Here is a 19,688-nt window from a genome sequence, read left to right on the forward strand (position 1 = left end):
TGATAAATATCATGGCGTTATCATAAAGTGCGTCGTAAAATAGATTTGTAGATGATAAATGTTATCAATTATTTTGAAATTTGTCACACTTTCAGTGGAAAAAGTGTGATATTTTATTTATAATTAATAATGATAATAGTTATCAATAGAAGATTGTTTAAAATGCCACATAACAGAATATTATAGATGATACTCATTTTACAGATGTGGAGGGAATGACCTTGTTACTATCCGATTTGAAGCAAGGAGAAAAAGCAAAAATTAAAGATTTTTCTACTGTAAGTACGTTAGTAAAACGTAGATTAATAGATATGGGTATAAGTGAAGGCTCTGAAATATGTCTTAAATGTAATATGCCTTTTGGTGGTCCATGTATGATTGAAACGTTAGGTCAATGTGTCGGTTTACGTCGAAATGAAGCCGCAACTATTAGAGTGGAGAAGCGATGATTGAAATAGCGTTATTTGGTAATCCGAATACAGGTAAAACCTCGCTCTTTAATGCCTTAACAGGTTCTTATGAATATGTTGGGAACTGGAGTGGGGTTACAGTTGAAAAGAAAATTGGCTTACTCCGAAATAAACAAGGACACATCATTGACCTACCTGGAATTTATTCATTAAACCCGCTATCAAGAGATGAGTCTGTTGTCACAAATTTTTTGCTTCATGAATCTTTTTCTGAAGTATTAAATATTGTGGATGCCTCTCAGCTAGAACGAAATTTACAGTTAACGGTTCAACTATTAGAATATGGGAAGCCTTTAATTATCGGCTTAAATATGATTGATGTTGCGAATAATCGCGGTATTCGGATTGATGAAAACTTATTAGCTGAACAGCTTGGTGTTCCTATTGTACCCATTGTCGCACGTACAGGTAAAGGCTGTAAGGAGTTAAGTAATCGTCTCGTTACAATTTCAGACCAAAAGAGGACACCGCTTCAACTTTTTTATGGTTCTATTATTGAAAAAGCGATTGATCAAATTAGCCTGCTAATTGTTAACTCCAAAACAAAACTTACTATGGAGTTGCCACCTTTGCGATGGACGGCAATTCAATTTCTGGAAGGAAATGAAGCGGTTCAACGATATTTAGAGAATTTTGTTGATAGCGGAGCATTATCTGATATAGCGAAAAAGGCTGAAGAAAAATTAATTGAAGAAGGTAATGAAAAATCCCTTCACCAAATTATTTATCAAGTAAGACGTCAATATATTGACCAAGTACTGGATGGAGCAGCCGAGCGAAAAAGTGTTAACAAAAAGACTTTAACTGAAAAGATCGATGTTATTGTTACAAATAAATATTTTGGTATTCCGATTTTCTTATTGTTTATGTTTTTTATGTTCATGTTAACTTTTGATTGGTTGGGTTCACCGTTATCAGATGCGCTGGATGCGTTTTTCTCAGGACCTCTTACAGAATGGATATCTATTGGACTAGTTAGTATTGGTGCTTCTGACTTTATCCAGTCACTAATACTAGATGGTATTATCTCTGGTGTTGGTGGGGTACTAGTATTTGTACCGCAAATTTTCATTCTGTTTTTCTTTATTTCTTTTTTAGAGGATTCAGGATACATGGCTCGGGTAGCGCTCGTTATGGATCGAATTATGGAAGCTATAGGTCTTAATGGAAAGGCATTTATTCCTATGATAATCGGCTTTGGGTGTAATGTACCGGGCGTTATGGCTGCAAGAACTATTGAGCAGCCAAAGGAACGTCTCCTTACAACATTATTAACTCCGCTAATGTCTTGTTCGGCGAGACTCCCTGTTTATGCGTTATTTGTTGGTGCTTTCTTTGCTGCACATCAAGCCTTTGTTGTACTAGCTCTATATGTATTGGGAATTGTTATGGCATTTGTTTTAGCTAAAGTATTTTCTGCAACAATTTTAAAAAGTGAGCAATCCGTATTTGTAATTGAGTTACCCCCTTATCGGGTGCCTCAATTTGCAACACTAGCAAGAAGCACTTGGGAAAAAGGAAAAGGTTTTGTACGAAAAGCAGGTACATTTATTTTTGCAGGATCAGTAATTATATGGTTGTTAACATATGTTGGTCCAACAGGGATAGCAGTAAATATGGATGAAAGTTATTTGGCACTAATAGGTGGAATAGTGGCTCCTTTGTTGGCACCGCTTGGATTTGGTACATGGCAGGCTGGTGCATCACTTCTAACAGGCTTTTTGGCTAAGGAAGTAGTGGTTTCCTCAATGAATATCATTTATCATGTGCCGGATGTGGAATCTTTGCAAGGGTTAATGGCATCTGCATACACACCACTATCTGCTTTTACATTTATGGTATTTGTATTGTTATATATCCCATGCTTAGCAACGGTTGCAACGATACAAAAGGAAACACGTTCTGCAAAGTGGACGGCATTTTCAATGGGATATGCATTGGCTCTAGCATATATATTATGTTTAATCATTTATCAATTCGGCCGGATACTTGGTTTTGCGTAAAAAACTCTTTTAGAAGGAAGGGTTACACATGTTGATCAATATTGCCATTGGAACGGCAATCTTTGGGTATGCAGGTTGGGCGCTATTTCGCCATATTAAAAGAAGTAAACAGGGTAAATGTGCTGCTTGTTCTGCGAAAAATTCTTGTCATACAAAATGTAATTAATATAAAAAGGATGTTCCAAAATAGTTGGAACATCCTTTATTATACTTTACGAAAGTTTAACCTTGTTTAAAGATTAAAGCATAAGAAAAGACATCGTAATTTGCTGTTGTGAGCAAATTACGTATTTTTCTAATAAACTGCCTTATTATCTTTTTACAACGTTAGCAGCTTGAGGTCCACGGTTACCTTCAACGATTTCAAATTCTACGCTTTGTCCTTCTTCAAGTGTTTTGAATCCATCACCTTGGATTGCTGAGAAGTGTACGAATACATCATCTCCACCATCAACTTCGATAAAACCGAAACCTTTTTCTGCGTTAAACCATTTTACTTTACCATTTTGCATGTGCTTGCCTCCTAAATTCCTTGCACTTTCATTCGTGCTTATTATCTTAAACCATTAACTACTTACATAAATTTAATATAACGTATGTATCATCGGAGACAGAACACAACTCTAGTGTACCAACGATAGTTCATTACGATTCAAACTTATATATGAAGGAAACGGTCTTATATAGAATAACATTCGTTTGGATCAATGTCAATTTTGAGGCTTTTCAATTTTTCATCCATCCTTTACTGTTCAAAAATAACGATACCTGTTTGCGAGATATCATATCCAATTGATGAGAGTTCTTTCTTAAATTCATCTGATTGAAGAATGTTTGATAACAATTTTATTAGTTCCTTATTCTCCTCTGTTTTCAAAATAACAAGATCATATCTTTCTTTTGTCAACGGAATGAAATCTACTTCTACCATACGGGCGGCTTTCTCAATTCCTACTCCCACGTCAGCTAGACCTTTCGCAATTCTTCCTGCAACAGTAAGGTGACTTGTTTCTTCGTCTTCATATCCGTTAATTTCGGAATCTATAATATTATGAATTCTCAACATTTCATCCACGAAGGTTCGGGCCCCAGAGCCTTTTTCACGATTAACAAATGTAACGTCTTTTTTAACGAGATCTCTCCATGTTTGAATGTGTAATGGATTACCGCTTTTTACATAAAAGCCAGCCCAACGTGAAATAAGATTGATAACAATAAAATGTTCGCTAACGAAAAGCTTACGAATATAAGGAATATTGTATTCGAACGTATCTCCATCAATTAAATGTGTACTTACTATGTCCGCTTCGCCTTTATACATTGAATATAAACTTTCGAGACTACCCACGTAGGAGCGAAGAGGTCTGTATAGCTTTGTCTGTTTTTCAATATACTTGCATAAAATATCAAGACTCATGTCCTGTCCACTAATGATGATCGACCGATTTGAAGCTGGAGTTTGTATTGAATGAAGAGAGTTCACTGTAACGTCTGTTACTCTTTGTTCTTCAATAAACGTGAGACCTTTAGCTTTTCTTTTATAATTTTCAAGATCTGTTGCATCGACTCTCATTTGTCTCCCAACACGATAAGAGCGTAATTCTCCTTTTTTAATTAGATCATATACAGTCAACTTTGACACTTTCAAAATTCGGGCAATTTCTTCAGTTGTAAAGGATTCATTTCTCAATTTGATCCTCTCCTATTTCAAGGATATAAAGTTCATTGTCTGTTCATATTCTAACATTTACACCCTAAATATAACTAACTATAATTAAAAATATATTAGATATAACTATTTATAATTAAATATAACTAATTATAGTATCGGAGGTGCTAAAATGATTCAAAAAATTCACGTCGGTTTAATAGCTCTATTACTATTTGTAGCTGTAATTGGATGTAGTCAAAATAAGGCGGTAGAGGAACATACAAACGTAGGTATTGAACAAGCACAGCATGAAGTTCAATCCGATGTGAAGCAGATAGAGTTAACAATTTCAGCAGCGATTAGTTTGACAGACGCTCTTAACGAAATGAAAGATGTATATGAAAAAGAACATAAAGAGGTAACCTTAACCTTTAATCTTGGTGGTTCAGGGAAGTTAGCGCAACAAATTGAACAGGGTGCCCCAGTTGATATATTTTTATCGGCAGATACGAAGTGGATGGATGAATTAGAAAGCAAATCGTTAGTTGTTACGAATACAAGGGTCGATTTTACTGGCAACAAGATTGTTCTTATTACGAATAAAGACAATGAATTAGGCTTAAATTCCTTTAAAGATATTGATAGTTCTACCTTAACGCACATTGCTGTCGGAGAACCAACAAGTGTTCCAGCTGGAAGGTATACAAAAGAAGCGTTAATTGCAATTGGTAAATGGGAAAGAGTTCAATCCAAATTAGTATTTGGGCAAGATGTTCGTCAAGTATTAACTTATGTGGAATCAGGTAATGCTGATATGGGGATTGTTTATTTAAGTGATGCTGTAACATCTGATAAAGTTACAATAAAGGCGGAAGCACAACCACAATGGCACTCAGCTATCATTTATCCAGCTGCCGTTACAGCTGAAAGCAAAAATAAGCAAGAAGCAAAGAAATTTATTAATTTTTTACAAGGTGAACAAGGTCAAGCGATCCTCGAAAAGTATGGATTTGTAAAATAACATTTTACTTGTAGGTGTTAATATATATGAACTATTCTCCGTTAATTCTTTCATTAAAGATAGCAAGTATTTCCACCGTTATTGTCTTTATTGTTGGATTACTTATCTCACGATGGTTGGCAAGGCGGGATTTCTTCGGAAAGACGATTATTGAATCGATTATACTTTTACCTTTAGTTCTTCCGCCAACAGTTGTTGGGTTCGGATTATTAATGTTATTTGGAAAGAATGGACCAATAGGAAGTTTGTTACTTAACTTATTTGATATCCAAATTGTATTTACATGGCTTGGAGCGGTTATCGCTGCAATTGTGGTTTCCTTTCCACTTATGTATCAAAGTGCATCGGCAGCTTTCCAAAAGTATGATCATAACTTAGAAAATGCAGCTCTCACTATGGGAGCTTCTAAATGGCGAGTATTTTGGACGATTTCTTTCCCGCTAGCGTGGCCGGGTCTTCTTGCAGGACTTGTATTATCATTTGCAAGAGGGTTAGGAGAGTTTGGTGCCACTTTAATGATTGCTGGCTATATTCCAAATAAAACGGATACGATCCCAATGGCAATTTACTTTGCAGTTGAAACAGGACAAACAGATGTTGCGAAATTTTGGGTTATCATTATTGTTGCTTTAGGGTTTAGTACAATTATGTGGTTAAATTGGTGGAGTAAACGCAATATGATGAAATATGTAACAAAAAAATAAACGAACATTTATGGTGCTTCACCTATAATAATTTTCCAGCAACTTACGCTCGTACTTCACAAGTATTCTACAGAAGTACATATTGGAGATGATTTATATATGTTATCAATTCAAATTGAAAAAAAATTGCCTCATTTCAAAGTAGAAGTTGATATGGAAATTAACGATGAAATTGCAATTTTATTTGGACCGTCTGGTTCCGGTAAAACAACAATTTTAAACTGTCTTGCTGGTTTAACTAACCCGGACCAAGGCGCTATTGCAAATAATGGCGACGTATATTTTAGTCATGAACAGAAGCCTCTTGCTGTTCAAAAAAGGAAGATCGGTTATCTTTTTCAGGATTACGCCTTGTTTCCTCATATGACAGTTAAGAAAAATATTTATTATGGAATGAAAAATTACGAGTTAACGGAGCAAATTATAGAAGTTTTAGGGATAAAGCATTTATTAAATAAATATCCCCTAGAAATTTCAGGTGGAGAAAAGCAAAGAGTTGCCCTGACAAGAGCGTTAGCTACTGAACCCTCTATACTACTACTCGATGAGCCGTTTTCAGCCTTAGACCAAGAAACAAGACAACAGTGTCAGGATGAACTTATCCGTCTCCACGATTTGTGGAATATTCCGGTATTGATGGTCACCCATGACCTTGATGAGGCAAAAAAATTGGGAGATCGAATTTTTTTTATAAAAGAAGGAAAAATTGAAAAGGTAGTTCTAGCTTAAATTTTTGCAAGAACTACCTTTTAACTTTTTAGAAAAACCTATTAACGTTTTTTAATTGTTATTTGAAAGCTACCATCCTCGAGTTCAATCGTGCTATGGCTGTAGCCTTTTTCATCTAATTCCTCATAAAGAAACATTGGTCTGCGGTCATTTATAATAACTAATTCTTCATTTTCATCAAGGTTTTCAAGGGCAGCTAAAGTTCTCATCATTGGTTGTGGTGGTTCTAGTCCTCGATTATCAAGCATCATTTAGTTTAGCTCCTCATTAATTTTTTACAAATGTAACTTTCCAATGTTCTTCATCAATTTCTTCAGCCTCACTTGAGAAGCCTTTTGATCCCAATACTCCTAATAAAGGAGTTGGTTTAAACGGTGCATGTAAAATTAAAATATCTCCTGATTCCAACGGCCCAATTGCATTCATAATTTTTTGAAACGGGTCTAATTTCCCTGCAATATCTTCACGTACATCTAATTCAATTACTTTTCCAGCTTCCTTAGTCATGATATCACCCCATTTTTATATAGTATTAAGCACCTAGAAATTTTCTAGCATCCGGACTCATCTTATCAGGAGACCAGGCTGGCTCCCAAACGAGATTTACATTTACATTATTCAATTCATCCATTGCTTCAAGTGCAATTTTTACACCGCTTGTAATACTGTCATGTAATGGGCAGCCTGGTGTGGTTAATGTCATTGTAATATCGACATTATTTTGTTCATCAATATTGATTTCGTAAATTAATCCTAGATCAACGACATTAATTCCTAACTCAGGATCGATAACTGCTTTTAATTCCTCTAAGACCTTTTCCTTTAAATTCATACTTTTCTCCTCCTAATAATTAATTATTTGGCTGTGTTATAGCACAATGTTGATTTTGGTCATATTCGTACCAGACACGTAGACTCCTGCGGGACAGCGAGACAGCCCAAGACCCCACAGCGAACGAAGTGAGCGAGGTTGCATGGCGCGATCCCGCGGAAAGCGAAGTCCCTAGAACGAAATTCAACAGCAAAGTTTAACATAGTCAAGTATTTAGTTATTTTCTGACAACGTTAATGATTGCAGTGCAAAAGATTATGGATGCTGTAGCAATGATAAATTGTACAAGTGTATAAAAAGTCGGTAATTGAAATGTGAATGCAATTATTAAACCAATTAAACAAACCAAAAAAATAATAAATAAATTCAAACCTAGTTTTTCATTCATAAGCTGTTTTAAGGTCGGAACACCAGGTTTACCCATTTCTTTGCTATAGCGATATGTCCACCATAAAAAAGGAACAATTTTGTATAAATAACCTAGAATACTAAATATGATCCAACCAAAAGTGTATAAATATAAGATAATTCCAAAAGTTACTTGTGAAACTGATATAAAAGCTAGGATAACAGAAGCAAGGTGAATACCCCATCCAATCAGTATGGCAAGTAGGGAAAACATAAATGGTTTGTCTAAATTTTTCTTTAATCGTTTATCGATAATTTCTTTAATATGCCAGACAAATATCGAAAAAGCGATAAATAACAATATCAAACCTAGTTGAAACCAACCATTACTTTCAAGCCAGAACGAGGCAATGGTTACAGAAAGACCAAATAAATAGATTATTAAAACAGGCTTGCTTAATTTCATAGAGAAGCCGTGTGATAAAGAAAACATCGGCACCATTTTATAAGAAAACCCAAATATAAGTAGCGTAAACCATCCTGCCACACCTAATACGATATGACTTTTTAAAACTGCAACATGGTTTGCGAGTGAGATATTTCCCCCGATACTTGCAGAAAGTAAAATCCCTAAAGAAATAGCTAGTAATAAGCAAACTAATCCACTGCCAACAAGAAGCGTAAAAATATTCTTTTCTGATTGTTTCCGAATGGTCATAATCATTTGAAAAAAGAACATCAAAATGCCGATAAACGTCAGTGATCCGGATACGATTATAAATGCCGGAGAAAATGCCAATGATAAAGCAAATGCTGTTATACCAACTGCAGTTATTACAAATTGAATAAATCCAAATGTTTCATTCCAAATTGGCGTTAAAAAAACTACTGGAACAAGCTGATACATTGCCCCCATTGCTACCATTAGTGCCCATCCTAGCAATAGAAGGTGCGCAATCATCCATAAGTGGGGTATTCGAAATACACCATTAGATACAAAGCTACCGCTAAATATTAACAACACCTGTGATATAGAAAACGCAACAAGGCTGTAAAAAATAAACGAAAAAGGCAATTTAATATTCGTCTCTGTTTTGGAGAGAGTCGGCATCATACTCAAACGAGTTACCTCCTTTAGCTCATAATTTTATGATAACCATTTTCAATCGCAATTATAGTGATTCAAATCACGGATATCATAATTTTTATAAGCGTTTAGGATATAGAAAAAAAGCTTAGATTCTATCATCTAAGTCTTTTTTTGAAAGATTAAGAAAATATACAATTTTGCGCTTTGGAATCCAGCACGAGCGCCCAGCGACTAGTAAACTTCGCTCATCTCTTTTGCGATAGGTCAACATCGACTCGTCCCTCGACGTGTTTTGTTTATCTCAGTCGATGCGCTCTTAGTTTATGCGTCGCTTATCAGGGCGACTATAGCTTTTGTTCCTTAATATAATTCATCCTCTAATTTTTCTGTTTCAATAATATATAGCCCTTCAGAATTTGTATCGATTAATCCCCGTTTTTTGAGTTGATTTAATGTTCGGCTTACTGTTTCACGGGAGCTCCCAATCATGTTAGCAAGTTCACGATTTGTAAACTGGGTTGTAATTACTATTTTATTGGTGTCCCCCTTGTATATTTTTCCATGATTTTTAGCTAATCTTAATAAGAGCTTAATGATTTGTTCATAAGTATTAGATAAAATTTGTTCCTCAAGTCGGTTTTGTAAATCGATGATTTTTTCACCCATCACTCGAAATACTTTCATACTTACATCAGGGTATTTGATTAATATTTGTTCAAAGTTAGCGATCGAGATTACAACAAGTGTAGAAGGCTCAATAATTTCTGCATGTGCTGGATATTCTCCTTTACGAAAAAATCCTGCGTGAGGGAACATATCCCCAGCCGTTAAAATTGAGACAATTTGTTCCCTTCCATTAAAATCTGTTTTATATATCTTTACTTTTCCACTATAAATAAAAAAAACACGATCGAGTACATCTCCCTGCATAAATACATGTGATTTTGCGTCAAATACTCTAGTCTGGGAAATATCTATAATAGGCTGTAACTCTTCGTCTGTTAATTCTTTAAATATAGGTACACTATGTAACAGTTGTTTTATAGATAAGGTTGCCATCCAGTTTCACCTTCCATACATATTGTATATAGTAAGTTTAGCAAATATCGACAAAATAAAAAAATATAAACTTTTTATAAAATAAATAATGTAATATTTGAAATATAAAAAATTTAAGGTTTATTCAGATAAATACCATTAATATAGTGTTTTCGTGCAACAACTTTGTGAACAATTGAAAACTTGTGATATAAGTCACATAAGTGAATCGATAATACCTGTAAAATGAGAACATAGTTTTGCAGGAGGAGGAATGGTTCACGTGTTTAATCGCGATTATAATAAAGACCCATTTATTGTAATTTGGGAGTTGACAAGGGCTTGTCAGTTACATTGTTTGCATTGCCGTGCAGAGGCACAGCTTACAAGAGATCCACGAGAGCTTTCATTTGAAGAAGGAAAAAAATTAATAGATGATATATATGAAATGGATAGTCCAATGCTTGTTTTTACAGGTGGAGATCCATTGATGCGTAATGATGTATATGACATCGCTGATTACGCAATAAAAAAAGGTGTTCGAGTTTCAATGACACCTAGTGCAACACCAAACGTTACGAAGGAAGCAATAGAAAAGGCAAAGGCTGTTGGCCTTTCCCGATGGGCTTTCAGTCTTGATGGGCCCACTGCAGAAATTCATGATCATTTTCGAGGAACAACGGGTTCTTTTGATTTAACAATGAAGGCAATTAAATATTTACATGAGTTAGAAATTCCTATACAGATTAATACGGTTATTTCTCGTTATAATATTGATGTATTAGATGAAATGGCTAAATTAGTTGAAGAACTTGATTGTGTGTTATGGAGTGTGTTTTTCCTAGTACCAACAGGCCGTGGGCAACAAGCAGATATGATTTCACCGGTTCAGCATGAACAAGTCTTTACTTGGCTGTATAACTTAAGCAAGCGCGTGAAATTTGATATTAAAACTACGGCAGCACAACATTACCGTCGTGTAGTGATTCAAAATAAAATGAGAGAAAATTTAACAGATCGTGATGGCATTAATTATGAAGATGCCCTAATGAAGGGGGCGACAGGAACGATTGACGGTTTAGGCCGAGCTCCAAAGGGTGTTAACGATGGAAATGGCTTCGTGTTTATTTCTCATATAGGAGACGTGTATCCAAGCGGGTTGTTACCAATAAAGGCTGGAAATGTTAGAGAGACACCTTTAGCCGAAATTTATCGTGAATCACCAGTTTTTAAATCATTACGAAATCCAGACATGTATAAAGGGAAATGCGGTGTTTGTGAATTTCGATTTGTATGTGGTGGTTCAAGATCACGAGCATATGCGATGACAGGTGATTATTTAGAAAGTGAACCATTCTGCGTCTATATTCCGAAAGCATTAAGAAAGAAGCAAGAACAACAATAACAGAATAGCCGGCAGATGAATTCTGTCGGCTTCTTCTATAATATGAGGTGATGAAGGTGAAATTGTTATTACCAAAACAACATGGAGCATGGGCCATGCTTATTTTGCCGTTTATATTAGGTATGGCTATAGGTGCTCCTAGCTGGCTTCATATTCCATTATTTATTGCCTGGCTGATGTTATATTTAGCAACTTATCCCCTTATAATGGTATTTAAAAATAAACAAAAAGAACTTCATTTGAAATGGGTAATAAGATATTCCATTATAGCTTTATTTGGATTAGTTGTACCTGTTTTTCTTGTTCCAGAGCTTATATTTTTCGGTCTTGCGATGTTTCCGTTTTTCTTAATTAATATATATTACGGAAAAAGAAATAATGACCGTGCTCTACTAAATGATTTTAGTGCGATTGCTGCTTTTGGTATCGGCGGAGTAGCTAGCTATTATGTTGGACAAGGTGAATTGGATCAAGTAGCCATTTTTCTATTTTTATTTACAATTATGTTTTTTATCGGTAGTACTTTTTTTGTGAAAACACTTATTAGAGAAAAGAAAAATCCAGCATTTCGCTGGATTTCATGGGGTTACCATGTAGGTGTTATTCTTTTTGTAATTGCAATAGGTTATCCTTTTCTAGCACTAGCTTATTTACCTAGTGTTATACGTGCAATTTGGTGTTACGGGAAAACAATGTCACCTAAGCAAATAGGAATTTTAGAAATATTTAATTCTGTTTATTTTTTAGGGATTATGGTCATAGTACTGTAGTTGTTCGTATTAATCTATGCGACATAGATCGATTGGGCAGCCTTCACAATTTATTTCATTTCGTAAAAAATTGATATTATGAATGATCATTTTTCCTTTTTGGTTAGATATAATACTATTTTTTCGAAGGTCGCTGAGCATACGATTGACACTTTCTCTTGAAGTGCCACAAAAATTTGCGAGATCTTGGTTTGTTAATGATAGATCAATTAATATACTGCCATCATCAAGAGTTACGCCATAGCTATTTGTCATTCTAATTAAAGTTGAATAAAGAGCTCCCTTTTTCCCGTGGAGAACAAGATCTCTAAATTTTGTTTGCGTTTTTCTGAAGTGATCGCTCATATATTTCATAAATTCATAAGTAACGGGACCATTTTCCATAAGTTGTTTCTCTAAGAAATCTTTCTTTAATATGGAAACTTCGCCACTTTCTATTACTTTTGCATTTAATAAATATTTTGCTTCGTCTGTGAATAACGTTAGCTCACCTACAATATCGCCTACTGTACAAATACGAAGTGAAAGCTCTCTGCCGTCAGGGGAAATTTTACTAATTTGTATTTTCCCTGAACGGACAATATAAAGCTCCGTTGCGGGCATACCCTCTTGAAATAGGAAAGTTCCTTTTTTCGTTTTTATTGTATGCTCAACAGAATTTAATAACTCTTTAAGATTTCCCGAAAGTTTTCGATTTTTTAAAATATTATATTCAGGCATGTCTATTTACCACCTCTTCGACGAATTTCGTCAAAATTTTACTGCTATAATATATAGTTAAAAGCAAAAAGTCATTATCGTCAAGGTTTTTACTACGAATATAGTAGAAATAAACTGGTAGCTACGCCAAATAAATCTTCTTACGAATAGCACTTGTGAACAATTTATGAAACTAAGTGGTATCGTGATTTAATTCACACTGTTTTGAGGAATTCAACTATACAATAGTGACAATAGCCTTTTGATAAGGTTATAAGGAGTGTGGACATATGGGGAACAGCAACAATGGGTTAGTTGATCGTTATGGACGAAATCATGATTATTTAAGAATATCAGTTACAGACCGATGTAACTTGCGTTGCCATTATTGTGTACCTAATGGTGAACATCAATGTATGGATTTTGAAAAGCTTTTAACAGACGATGAAATTATCAAAATTGTCAAGATTGGAGCAAAGCTAGGCATCAAAAAAATTAGAATAACAGGTGGCGAGCCGCTATTACGAAAAAATTTGCCAAAATTAATCCAACAAATAAAATTGATCGATGAGATTGAAGATATTGCTTTAACTACAAATGGGGTTTTTCTGAAAAAGTATGGAGCTGAACTGAAGGAAGCTGGACTTGACAGAGTAAATATTAGCTTAGATTCACTAGATGAGAAGAAATTTTCATATATAACAAGAGATGGAAATCTACAGCAAGTACTTGAAGGTATTGTAACTGCAATTAATTTGGGATTAAATCCAATTAAAATAAATGTAGTTTTAATGAAGGATTTCAATGTAAATGAAGTTGAGGACTTCTTGAAATGGACAATTCGTGAACCAATTGATGTTCGCTTTATAGAATATATGCCAATTGGGCAAGGAAACAATATTTGGAGTGATCAATATCAGCCTTTAAGCATAGTGGAGGAAATTGCACAACGTATTGCTCCCTATCTTGGTATTACTAGGAATAAACAAAGTGGGCCTGCAGATCAATTTTCATTTGAGAATGCAAAGGGTTCATTTGGATTAATTCATCCGATTTCTTGTAACTTTTGTGATGCATGTAACCGTTTAAGACTAACAGCCGATGGGCACTTGAAACCATGCTTATTCTGGTCAGATGAAGTGTCGTTAAAGCAAATTATAGATGATGAACATCAGTTGTTACATGCTTTTAAAAAGGCAATGTTTATAAAACCAGAACGTCATCAAATGGGTGACGCTCAATTTGACTTTGGTAATCCGACAACACGCGTAATGTCCGCTATTGGCGGATAAAGGTGTGTTAATTTTGAATAGTTTTTTAGTGTTTTATTTCCTAACCCCCTTATCTCTTTGGGAGCACGTTGAAGTGCTCTATTTTTTTTGCGCAGAATGGAGCACTTAATTTCAATGGCTCTGTCATATTTAATTTAACAAAGCCAAAATTATAAAAGAAGCTGCCAAAATCAAAAAGACTTTTTGACAGCTCCTTATAAATTTTAAAGTAGCGTTTGTGCCTTTGTTATGCTTCTACTGTTTCAGCAAACATATGGCAAAAATCACACCAATTGTTAATAATAATATTCTTTTCGTTTATTGAAATGAGATCTTGTTCTCTAAGCTTTGAAAGAACACGACTCACACTTTCACGCGTAGACCCGACAATATTGGCTAATTCTTGGATAGATAATGGCAACTCAATTACAACTCCACTTTCTGTTTTACTTCCAAATTCACGTGCTAGTCTCTCAATCGTTTTTACTGTTTTACCATACACATCTAACAATGCAATATCTCGCAAAATTGATGTGAATGAACGTAACTGAGTACTCATGAAGCGAATCATTTCTACGGAAAGCTCAGGATTCATAGATAGTGCTTCTTCTAAATCTGTCGTAAGTAAATAGAGCACCTCTCCACTTGAAAGCATTTGTGCAGTTCCAGGATAAATTGAACCTGATTCGCAAAATAATGAAGCTTCTGCAAAAATATCACCACTTCTCTTCATGCAAACGATTAGTTCTTTACCTTGGGCATTGATCTTTTTTATTTTTACAGCACCACTTTTTACAAAAAAGACAGCTTTTGCTTCATCTGATTCATGAAAAACAAAATCTCCTTTTTGATATTGAGCTGTTTTAATCTTTGCACTTAATATTTCAATTATGTGATCAGGTAAAGGTTTAAAAATAGATATCTTTCGCAAAAATTCTGCATACATAAGTCAGCATCTCTCCCAGTGTATTATTATATTCGTAAAATACTTTTTAACTTCAGATATAATTCACAATTCGACATGTCGGTGTGAATTATGTCACATACATATACTTAAGTATAATTTATATGCCAACTATTAGTTGTGATAAAAGTCACAAAATAATAAATTTCTACGTTTGATCATATTTATGGAGAATTCACTTTTTTAAAAAATTAATTAATTTATAAAAATACATTTGCATTTATTTTTATGCAATTATATAATAAACAATTATATAATAAAATCGTAGTTTCATTGATTTGTAGAAATGATATATAGATAGGAGGACAATGATGAAAGTAGCAATCGTTGGTGCAACGGGATATGGCGGTGCTGAATTAATACGATTATTAAATCATCATCCTGAGGTCGAAATAGTATCTTTGCACTCATCATCACAGCAAGGATTACCATATGTTGAAAGCTATCCACACTTGCAAGATATTATTCATTACAGTTTAGAAGATATAGATCCGTTACAAATGGCAGAAAAAGCAGAGCTTGTATTTTTGGCAACACCATCTGGTATTTCGGCGAATTTAACGCCAAAATTGCATCAAGCAGGTTTGAAGGTTATTGACTTATCGGGTGATTTGCGAATTAATGATTTACAAGTTTATGAGAAGTGGTATAGAAAACAACCGTCTACAGAAGAGACGGTAAAGAGTGCGGTATACGGGTTGTCTGAATGGTTTAAGGACGATATCCAGTCTGCTACCATTGTTGCAAATCCGGGCTGCTATCCAACAGCAACGTTAATAGGATTAGCACCATTAATTCAACAGAAGTTAGTTGTTGAGGACTCGATTATTGTTGATGCTAAATCTGCCGTTTCAGGGGCAGGCCGCTCACCATCTGCGGCAACACATTTTACTGAAATAAACGATAATTTTAAAATCTATAAAGTAAATCAACATCAGCATATACCTGAAATAGAGCAAATTCTAAATGTTTGGAATCCAGAAATTCAACCAATTAGCTTTAATACACATCTTGTACCAATGACAAGAGGGATCATGTCAACTATTTATGTTAAGCCAAAGGATGTCACAACAATTGATCAATTAATCGATCTGTATAATGGAACGTATGTAAATCATCCATTTGTTCGTATTCGTAAAAAAGGCAGTTTCCCAGCCACGAAAGAAGTATATGGCTCAAACTATTGTGATATCGGTATAGCTTATGATGAAAGAACAGGTAGAATTATGGTTGTTTCGGTTATAGATAATTTAGTAAAAGGTGCGGCAGGGCAAGCGGTTCAAAATTTAAACATTATGATGGGATTAGATGAAACAACAGGCTTGCAGTTTGTTCCTGTATATCCTTAAGAAAAGAGAAAAGAAGATTAAAAGGAGAGAACAACATTGACACTGAACTTCGAAAATGGGGTTGTTAAAAAAATGAAAAACGGTACAATTACAACTCCTATAGGGTTTAATGCTGCAGCTATTTGCGCGAATATAAGAAAAAAGGAGAGGCTGGACCTAGGGGTTATTTTTAGTGACGTTCCTGCTAGCTGTGCGGCCGTTTATACATTAAATACGTTTCAGGCAGCCCCAATAAAGGTCACAAAAGAGAGTATTGCTGTCGAACAAAGACTACAGGCGATTATATGTAATAGTGGAAACGCTAATGCATGTACCGGGGAACAAGGACTTCTTGACGCACATAAGATGAGAAGCGAAACAGCGAAAAAACTTGCGATTCCAAATCATTATGTGGCGGTAGCTTCAACAGGTGTTATCGGTGAACTAATGCCAATGGACAAAATTGTGACAGGTATTGAAAGACTTGAGCCGTCTTCGTCTGCTGAAGGTGGCGAACAGTTCAGTAGGGCGATTTTAACAACAGATTTAGTGCAAAAAACAACATGTTATCAAACTGAGATTAATAATAAGAAGATTACTGTTGCTGGAGCTGCTAAAGGTTCGGGGATGATTAAACCGAATATGGCAACGATGCTTGGGTTTATTACGACAGATGCAGCGATTGATTCAGGAAATTTACAGACTGCATTAAGTGACATTACGAATAAAACGTTTAACCGCATTACAGTAGATGGAGATACCTCAACAAATGATACGGTTATTGTTCTTGCTAATGGTTTGGCCGAAAATGACTTATTAACACCTGAACATCCTGATTGGAATCTGTTTTATGCAGCTCTTGAAAAAGCATGTGAAGATTTGGCAAAGGAAATTGCTAGAGATGGTGAAGGAGCGACAAAGCTTGTTGAAGTAAATGTCGTAGGTGCTTTAAATGAAGATGATGCGGGAATAATCGCTAAAACGATTGTCGGATCATCGTTAGTTAAAACAGCTGTACATGGTGCAGATGCAAACTGGGGTCGAATCATTTGCGCGGTAGGCTATAGTGGCGTTGAAATCAATCCAGATACTGTGGATGTTTTCATTGGTGATATTCAAATGTTAAAAAATAGTCAGCCAATTCCTTTTTCAGAGGAAGACGCGACTGTTTATTTAAAAGGTAACGAGATTACAATTAAAGTAGATCTTCATATGGGGGAAGCTACAGGGAAGGCTTGGGGTTGTGATTTATCATATGATTATGTTCGAATTAACGCGAGCTATCGATCTTAGTAATAAGGGGAAACGAATTAGAGGGGGAGCTTAGCGTGGGAGATATTGTGTTAATAAAATGTGGTGGTAGTACGTTATCAAATTTAAGCGATGGCTTTTTTGAAAGTATTGCCGATATTATAAAACTAGGGAAAAGGCCGGTAATTGTTCACGGTGGAGGCCCAGAGATTAATAGGATCTTGACTGAATTAAAGATTGAATCTGAATTTGTAAATGGTCTCAGAAAAACGACAACAGAAGTGATGGAAGTTGTTGAAATGGTTATTGCAGGAAAAATAAATACGACACTTGTTGGCAAGCTGCAAAAAGCAGGTGTGGAGGCACTTGGCTTATCAGGGGTTGATGGAAAACTCCTCAAGGCAAAACCAGTTAATTTCGAACAACTCGGATATGTTGGTGAAGTTGAAACAGTAAATAGAGAGTTGTTATTGGCTATTCTTTCCCTTAATATCGTTCCGGTAATTGCACCGATTGGGGTAGATGATGATGACCACCGTTATAATATTAATGCTGATACAGCAGCAGGTGCAGTAGCCAAAGCATTAGATGCAGATCAATTACTATTTGTTACGGATGTTCCTGGTATTTTAAAAGACGGTGAACTTTTAGAGGAGCTCACACCTAAAGAGATTGAAGTACTTATTGAAGAAGGAACCATTTATGGTGGAATGATTCCGAAGGTAAAAGCAGCGTTACATTCATTAACTGGAGAACTACAAGAAGTAATGATAGTTGACGGGAAACATTCAAAAATTGTGAACGATGGAAAAATTATTGGTACAAAGATAATCAAGGAAACAGCAGTTAATATTTAATAAAAATTAAGAAACAATATAGAGGTGTGAAAAAATGGAAGCAGTTTTTCCAACATACGCGCGTTGGGAGCTTGAAATTGTTAAAGCAGAGGGTACAAAGGTTTATGATCAAAATGGTAAGGAATACTTGGACTTTATCGCTGGTATAGCTGTGTGTAACTTAGGACATCGTCCGCAGGTTGTGCAAAAGGCACTTGAGGAACAGCTGAACAAAGTTTGGCATGTGTCTAATCTTTTTCAATCAAGTCTTCAGGTGGAAGTAGCGAAGCTTCTTACTGACAATAGTGTTGGTGATTTAGTGTTTTTTTGTAATAGTGGAGCTGAGGCGAATGAAGCGGCAATCAAAGTAGCTAGGAAGCATACGCAAAAATCAAAAATAATAACGTTTAAACAGTCATTTCACGGGCGAACGTTTGCGACAATGTCAGCGACTGGCCAAGAGAAAATTCATACAGGCTTTGGCCCTTTATTAGAGGAGTTTGTTTATCTTCCGTATAATGATGAAAATGAGCTAGAAAAAGCTATGGGAGATGATGTTGCAGCCATTATGGTTGAGGTTATTCAAGGTGAAGGTGGCGTCCATCCTGGTGAGTATATATTTTTGCAAAAGTGTGAACAGTTATGCAAGAAATATGGTGCATTATTCATTGTAGACGAAGTGCAAACAGGTATTGGCAGAACAGGGAAAGCTTTTGCATATGAGCATGCAGAAATATCACCTGACGTTATTACAGTTGCAAAAGGATTAGGGAGCGGGTTTCCAGTTGGAGCAATGATTGGCAAGAAATTTCTAGGTGAAACATTTTCAGCTGGTGTACATGGTTCAACATTTGGTGGAAACCCATTAGCAATGGCGGCAGCTAAAGCAACGATAACAGAAATATTTAATTCAAAGTTTTTACAGGATGTTCAAGAAAAAGGTGACTATTTTCTGGACCAGTTAACAAACGGGTTGAAAAATATAGGAAATGTTAGAGCTATCAGGGGTAAGGGTTTGTTATTGGGTATTGAATGGAGTGAAGGTGCTACAGAAATTATAACAGAACTTAGAACTCATGGACTACTTGTATTAACGGCAGGCCCTAATGTGATACGTTTATTACCACCATTGATTGTAACGAAGGAAGAAATTGATATTGCTGTGAATTTAATAAAGGATGTCCTGCTAAAAAAAGCAGCAGCCATTAAGTAATTGCTATTGTAAAATGTTTAGTCTATTTTTTTATAGTTCGATGAATAAAAATACCTTCTTTTTAA

Annotated in this window: 22 protein-coding genes; 13 read left to right on the forward strand and 9 right to left on the reverse strand. The window is 35.3% G+C overall.

The genetic code is table 11. From position 1 onward, the window contains the following. The first annotated feature begins 215 nt into the window (after positions 1-215). Genes D612_RS0106045 through D612_RS0106055 form a run of 3 tightly spaced genes read left to right on the forward strand, consistent with a single transcriptional unit; the run spans position 216 to position 2,639 of the window. Positions 216-449, forward strand: coding sequence for a FeoA family protein (locus D612_RS0106045; RefSeq protein ID WP_034726086.1), 234 nt, complete (start codon positions 216-218; stop codon positions 447-449). Continuing rightward, positions 446-2,473 carry a ferrous iron transport protein B gene (gene feoB, locus D612_RS0106050; RefSeq protein WP_017754596.1) on the forward strand — a complete coding sequence of 676 codons (2,028 nt, stop codon included), beginning with the start codon at positions 446-448 and terminating at the stop codon, positions 2,471-2,473. The genes D612_RS0106045 and feoB overlap by 4 nt, the downstream gene beginning before the upstream one ends. A gap of 28 nt (positions 2,474-2,501) precedes the next feature. Then, a complete protein-coding gene (locus D612_RS0106055) occupies positions 2,502-2,639 on the forward strand; it encodes a FeoB-associated Cys-rich membrane protein (RefSeq protein WP_017754597.1) in 138 nt (45 codons plus the stop codon). A 145-nt stretch (positions 2,640-2,784) separates the two neighbouring features. Here D612_RS0106055 and cspD read toward each other — a convergent pair whose 3' ends face one another. Further along, positions 2,785-2,985 carry a cold-shock protein CspD gene (gene cspD, locus D612_RS0106060; protein ID WP_017754598.1) on the reverse strand — a complete coding sequence of 67 codons (201 nt, stop codon included), beginning with the start codon at positions 2,983-2,985 and terminating at the stop codon, positions 2,785-2,787. A 233-nt stretch (positions 2,986-3,218) separates the two neighbouring features. Next, on the reverse strand, positions 3,219-4,163 hold the full coding sequence (locus D612_RS0106065) for a helix-turn-helix transcriptional regulator (protein WP_017754599.1): 945 nt from the start codon (positions 4,161-4,163) through the stop codon (positions 3,219-3,221). A 151-nt stretch (positions 4,164-4,314) separates the two neighbouring features. Here D612_RS0106065 and modA point away from each other — a divergent pair, with 151 nt between their 5' ends. The 3 genes from modA (at position 4,315) to D612_RS0106080 (ending at position 6,578) form a co-directional block, all read left to right on the forward strand. After that, positions 4,315-5,145, forward strand: a complete 831-nt coding sequence (modA, locus tag D612_RS0106070) for a molybdate ABC transporter substrate-binding protein (protein WP_017754600.1) — start codon at positions 4,315-4,317, stop codon at positions 5,143-5,145. 26 nt (positions 5,146-5,171) lie between these two features. After that, a complete protein-coding gene (gene modB, locus D612_RS0106075) occupies positions 5,172-5,849 on the forward strand; it encodes a molybdate ABC transporter permease subunit (RefSeq protein ID WP_017754601.1) in 678 nt (225 codons plus the stop codon). A gap of 99 nt (positions 5,850-5,948) precedes the next feature. Next, a complete protein-coding gene (locus tag D612_RS0106080) occupies positions 5,949-6,578 on the forward strand; it encodes an ATP-binding cassette domain-containing protein (protein WP_017754602.1) in 630 nt (209 codons plus the stop codon). Between the two features lie 41 nt (positions 6,579-6,619). On the opposite strand, the gene D612_RS0106085 is transcribed toward D612_RS0106080, so the two are convergent. The 5 genes from D612_RS0106085 to D612_RS0106105 form a co-directional block, all read right to left on the reverse strand. Continuing rightward, a complete protein-coding gene (locus D612_RS0106085) occupies positions 6,620-6,829 on the reverse strand; it encodes a DUF2249 domain-containing protein (RefSeq protein ID WP_017754603.1) in 210 nt (69 codons plus the stop codon). Positions 6,830-6,845: 16 nt separating this feature from the next. After that, positions 6,846-7,085, reverse strand: a complete 240-nt coding sequence (locus D612_RS0106090; RefSeq protein ID WP_017754604.1) for a DUF2249 domain-containing protein — start codon at positions 7,083-7,085, stop codon at positions 6,846-6,848. 25 nt (positions 7,086-7,110) lie between these two features. Continuing rightward, on the reverse strand, positions 7,111-7,410 hold the full coding sequence (locus D612_RS0106095) for a metal-sulfur cluster assembly factor (RefSeq protein WP_017754605.1): 300 nt from the start codon (positions 7,408-7,410) through the stop codon (positions 7,111-7,113). A 217-nt stretch (positions 7,411-7,627) separates the two neighbouring features. Beyond that, positions 7,628-8,872, reverse strand: a complete 1,245-nt coding sequence (locus tag D612_RS0106100) for a hypothetical protein (RefSeq protein ID WP_026092414.1) — start codon at positions 8,870-8,872, stop codon at positions 7,628-7,630. Between the two features lie 336 nt (positions 8,873-9,208). Beyond that, entirely contained in the window at positions 9,209-9,907 is a 699-nt protein-coding gene (locus tag D612_RS0106105) for a Crp/Fnr family transcriptional regulator (RefSeq protein ID WP_017754607.1), read from the reverse strand. Between the two features lie 253 nt (positions 9,908-10,160). Here D612_RS0106105 and D612_RS0106110 point away from each other — a divergent pair, with 253 nt between their 5' ends. Next, entirely contained in the window at positions 10,161-11,291 is a 1,131-nt protein-coding gene (locus tag D612_RS0106110) for a TIGR04053 family radical SAM/SPASM domain-containing protein (protein ID WP_034726089.1), read from the forward strand. A 50-nt stretch (positions 11,292-11,341) separates the two neighbouring features. Next, positions 11,342-12,061: a YwiC-like family protein gene (locus D612_RS0106115; protein ID WP_034726092.1), complete on the forward strand. Its 720-nt coding sequence runs from the start codon at positions 11,342-11,344 to the stop codon at positions 12,059-12,061. Positions 12,062-12,070: 9 nt separating this feature from the next. Here the strand turns inward: D612_RS0106115 and D612_RS0106120 are convergent, their stop codons facing one another. Next, entirely contained in the window at positions 12,071-12,766 is a 696-nt protein-coding gene (locus D612_RS0106120; protein WP_026092415.1) for a Crp/Fnr family transcriptional regulator, read from the reverse strand. A 284-nt stretch (positions 12,767-13,050) separates the two neighbouring features. Between D612_RS0106120 and moaA the strand changes: the two genes are divergently transcribed. After that, positions 13,051-14,052 (forward strand): GTP 3',8-cyclase MoaA, encoded by a 1,002-nt coding sequence (moaA, locus tag D612_RS0106125; RefSeq protein ID WP_017754611.1) that lies wholly within the window; start codon positions 13,051-13,053, stop codon positions 14,050-14,052. A gap of 226 nt (positions 14,053-14,278) precedes the next feature. Here moaA and D612_RS0106130 read toward each other — a convergent pair whose 3' ends face one another. After that, positions 14,279-14,977: a Crp/Fnr family transcriptional regulator gene (locus tag D612_RS0106130; RefSeq protein ID WP_017754612.1), complete on the reverse strand. Its 699-nt coding sequence runs from the start codon at positions 14,975-14,977 to the stop codon at positions 14,279-14,281. A 329-nt stretch (positions 14,978-15,306) separates the two neighbouring features. Here D612_RS0106130 and argC point away from each other — a divergent pair, with 329 nt between their 5' ends. The 4 genes from argC to D612_RS0106150 are packed head-to-tail and all read left to right on the forward strand — an operon-like array spanning position 15,307 to position 19,623. Next, on the forward strand, positions 15,307-16,344 hold the full coding sequence (gene argC, locus D612_RS0106135; RefSeq protein ID WP_017754613.1) for an N-acetyl-gamma-glutamyl-phosphate reductase: 1,038 nt from the start codon (positions 15,307-15,309) through the stop codon (positions 16,342-16,344). 36 nt (positions 16,345-16,380) lie between these two features. After that, entirely contained in the window at positions 16,381-17,616 is a 1,236-nt protein-coding gene (gene argJ, locus D612_RS0106140; RefSeq protein WP_017754614.1) for a bifunctional glutamate N-acetyltransferase/amino-acid acetyltransferase ArgJ, read from the forward strand. Positions 17,617-17,651: 35 nt separating this feature from the next. Then, entirely contained in the window at positions 17,652-18,431 is a 780-nt protein-coding gene (gene argB / locus D612_RS0106145; RefSeq protein WP_017754615.1) for an acetylglutamate kinase, read from the forward strand. Positions 18,432-18,465: 34 nt separating this feature from the next. Continuing rightward, on the forward strand, positions 18,466-19,623 hold the full coding sequence (locus D612_RS0106150) for an acetylornithine transaminase (RefSeq protein ID WP_017754616.1): 1,158 nt from the start codon (positions 18,466-18,468) through the stop codon (positions 19,621-19,623). Positions 19,624-19,688: the final 65 nt, after the last annotated feature.

Source organism: Calidifontibacillus oryziterrae (assembly GCF_000331575.1).
Classification (GTDB): domain Bacteria; phylum Bacillota; class Bacilli; order Bacillales; family Bacillaceae_J; genus Calidifontibacillus_A; species Calidifontibacillus_A oryziterrae.

What these genes read in the sequence shown, in the direction of transcription:
- D612_RS0106045 (WP_034726086.1), top strand. Translation starts at nt 216, where the DNA reads ATGACCTTGTTACTATCCGATTTGAAGCAAGGAGAAAAAGCAAAAATT.
- feoB (WP_017754596.1), top strand. Translation starts at nt 446, where the DNA reads ATGATTGAAATAGCGTTATTTGGTAATCCGAATACAGGTAAAACCTCG.
- D612_RS0106055 (WP_017754597.1), top strand. Translation starts at nt 2,502, where the DNA reads ATGTTGATCAATATTGCCATTGGAACGGCAATCTTTGGGTATGCAGGT.
- cspD (WP_017754598.1), bottom strand. Translation starts at nt 2,985, where the DNA reads ATGCAAAATGGTAAAGTAAAATGGTTTAACGCAGAAAAAGGTTTCGGT.
- modA (WP_017754600.1), top strand. Translation starts at nt 4,315, where the DNA reads ATGATTCAAAAAATTCACGTCGGTTTAATAGCTCTATTACTATTTGTA.
- modB (WP_017754601.1), top strand. Translation starts at nt 5,172, where the DNA reads ATGAACTATTCTCCGTTAATTCTTTCATTAAAGATAGCAAGTATTTCC.
- D612_RS0106080 (WP_017754602.1), top strand. Translation starts at nt 5,949, where the DNA reads ATGTTATCAATTCAAATTGAAAAAAAATTGCCTCATTTCAAAGTAGAA.
- D612_RS0106085 (WP_017754603.1), bottom strand. Translation starts at nt 6,829, where the DNA reads ATGATGCTTGATAATCGAGGACTAGAACCACCACAACCAATGATGAGA.
- D612_RS0106090 (WP_017754604.1), bottom strand. Translation starts at nt 7,085, where the DNA reads ATGACTAAGGAAGCTGGAAAAGTAATTGAATTAGATGTACGTGAAGAT.
- D612_RS0106095 (WP_017754605.1), bottom strand. Translation starts at nt 7,410, where the DNA reads ATGAATTTAAAGGAAAAGGTCTTAGAGGAATTAAAAGCAGTTATCGAT.
- D612_RS0106100 (WP_026092414.1), bottom strand. Translation starts at nt 8,872, where the DNA reads ATGATGCCGACTCTCTCCAAAACAGAGACGAATATTAAATTGCCTTTT.
- D612_RS0106105 (WP_017754607.1), bottom strand. Translation starts at nt 9,907, where the DNA reads ATGGCAACCTTATCTATAAAACAACTGTTACATAGTGTACCTATATTT.
- D612_RS0106110 (WP_034726089.1), top strand. Translation starts at nt 10,161, where the DNA reads ATGGTTCACGTGTTTAATCGCGATTATAATAAAGACCCATTTATTGTA.
- D612_RS0106115 (WP_034726092.1), top strand. Translation starts at nt 11,342, where the DNA reads ATGAAGGTGAAATTGTTATTACCAAAACAACATGGAGCATGGGCCATG.
- moaA (WP_017754611.1), top strand. Translation starts at nt 13,051, where the DNA reads ATGGGGAACAGCAACAATGGGTTAGTTGATCGTTATGGACGAAATCAT.
- D612_RS0106130 (WP_017754612.1), bottom strand. Translation starts at nt 14,977, where the DNA reads ATGTATGCAGAATTTTTGCGAAAGATATCTATTTTTAAACCTTTACCT.
- argC (WP_017754613.1), top strand. Translation starts at nt 15,307, where the DNA reads ATGAAAGTAGCAATCGTTGGTGCAACGGGATATGGCGGTGCTGAATTA.
- D612_RS0106150 (WP_017754616.1), top strand. Translation starts at nt 18,466, where the DNA reads ATGGAAGCAGTTTTTCCAACATACGCGCGTTGGGAGCTTGAAATTGTT.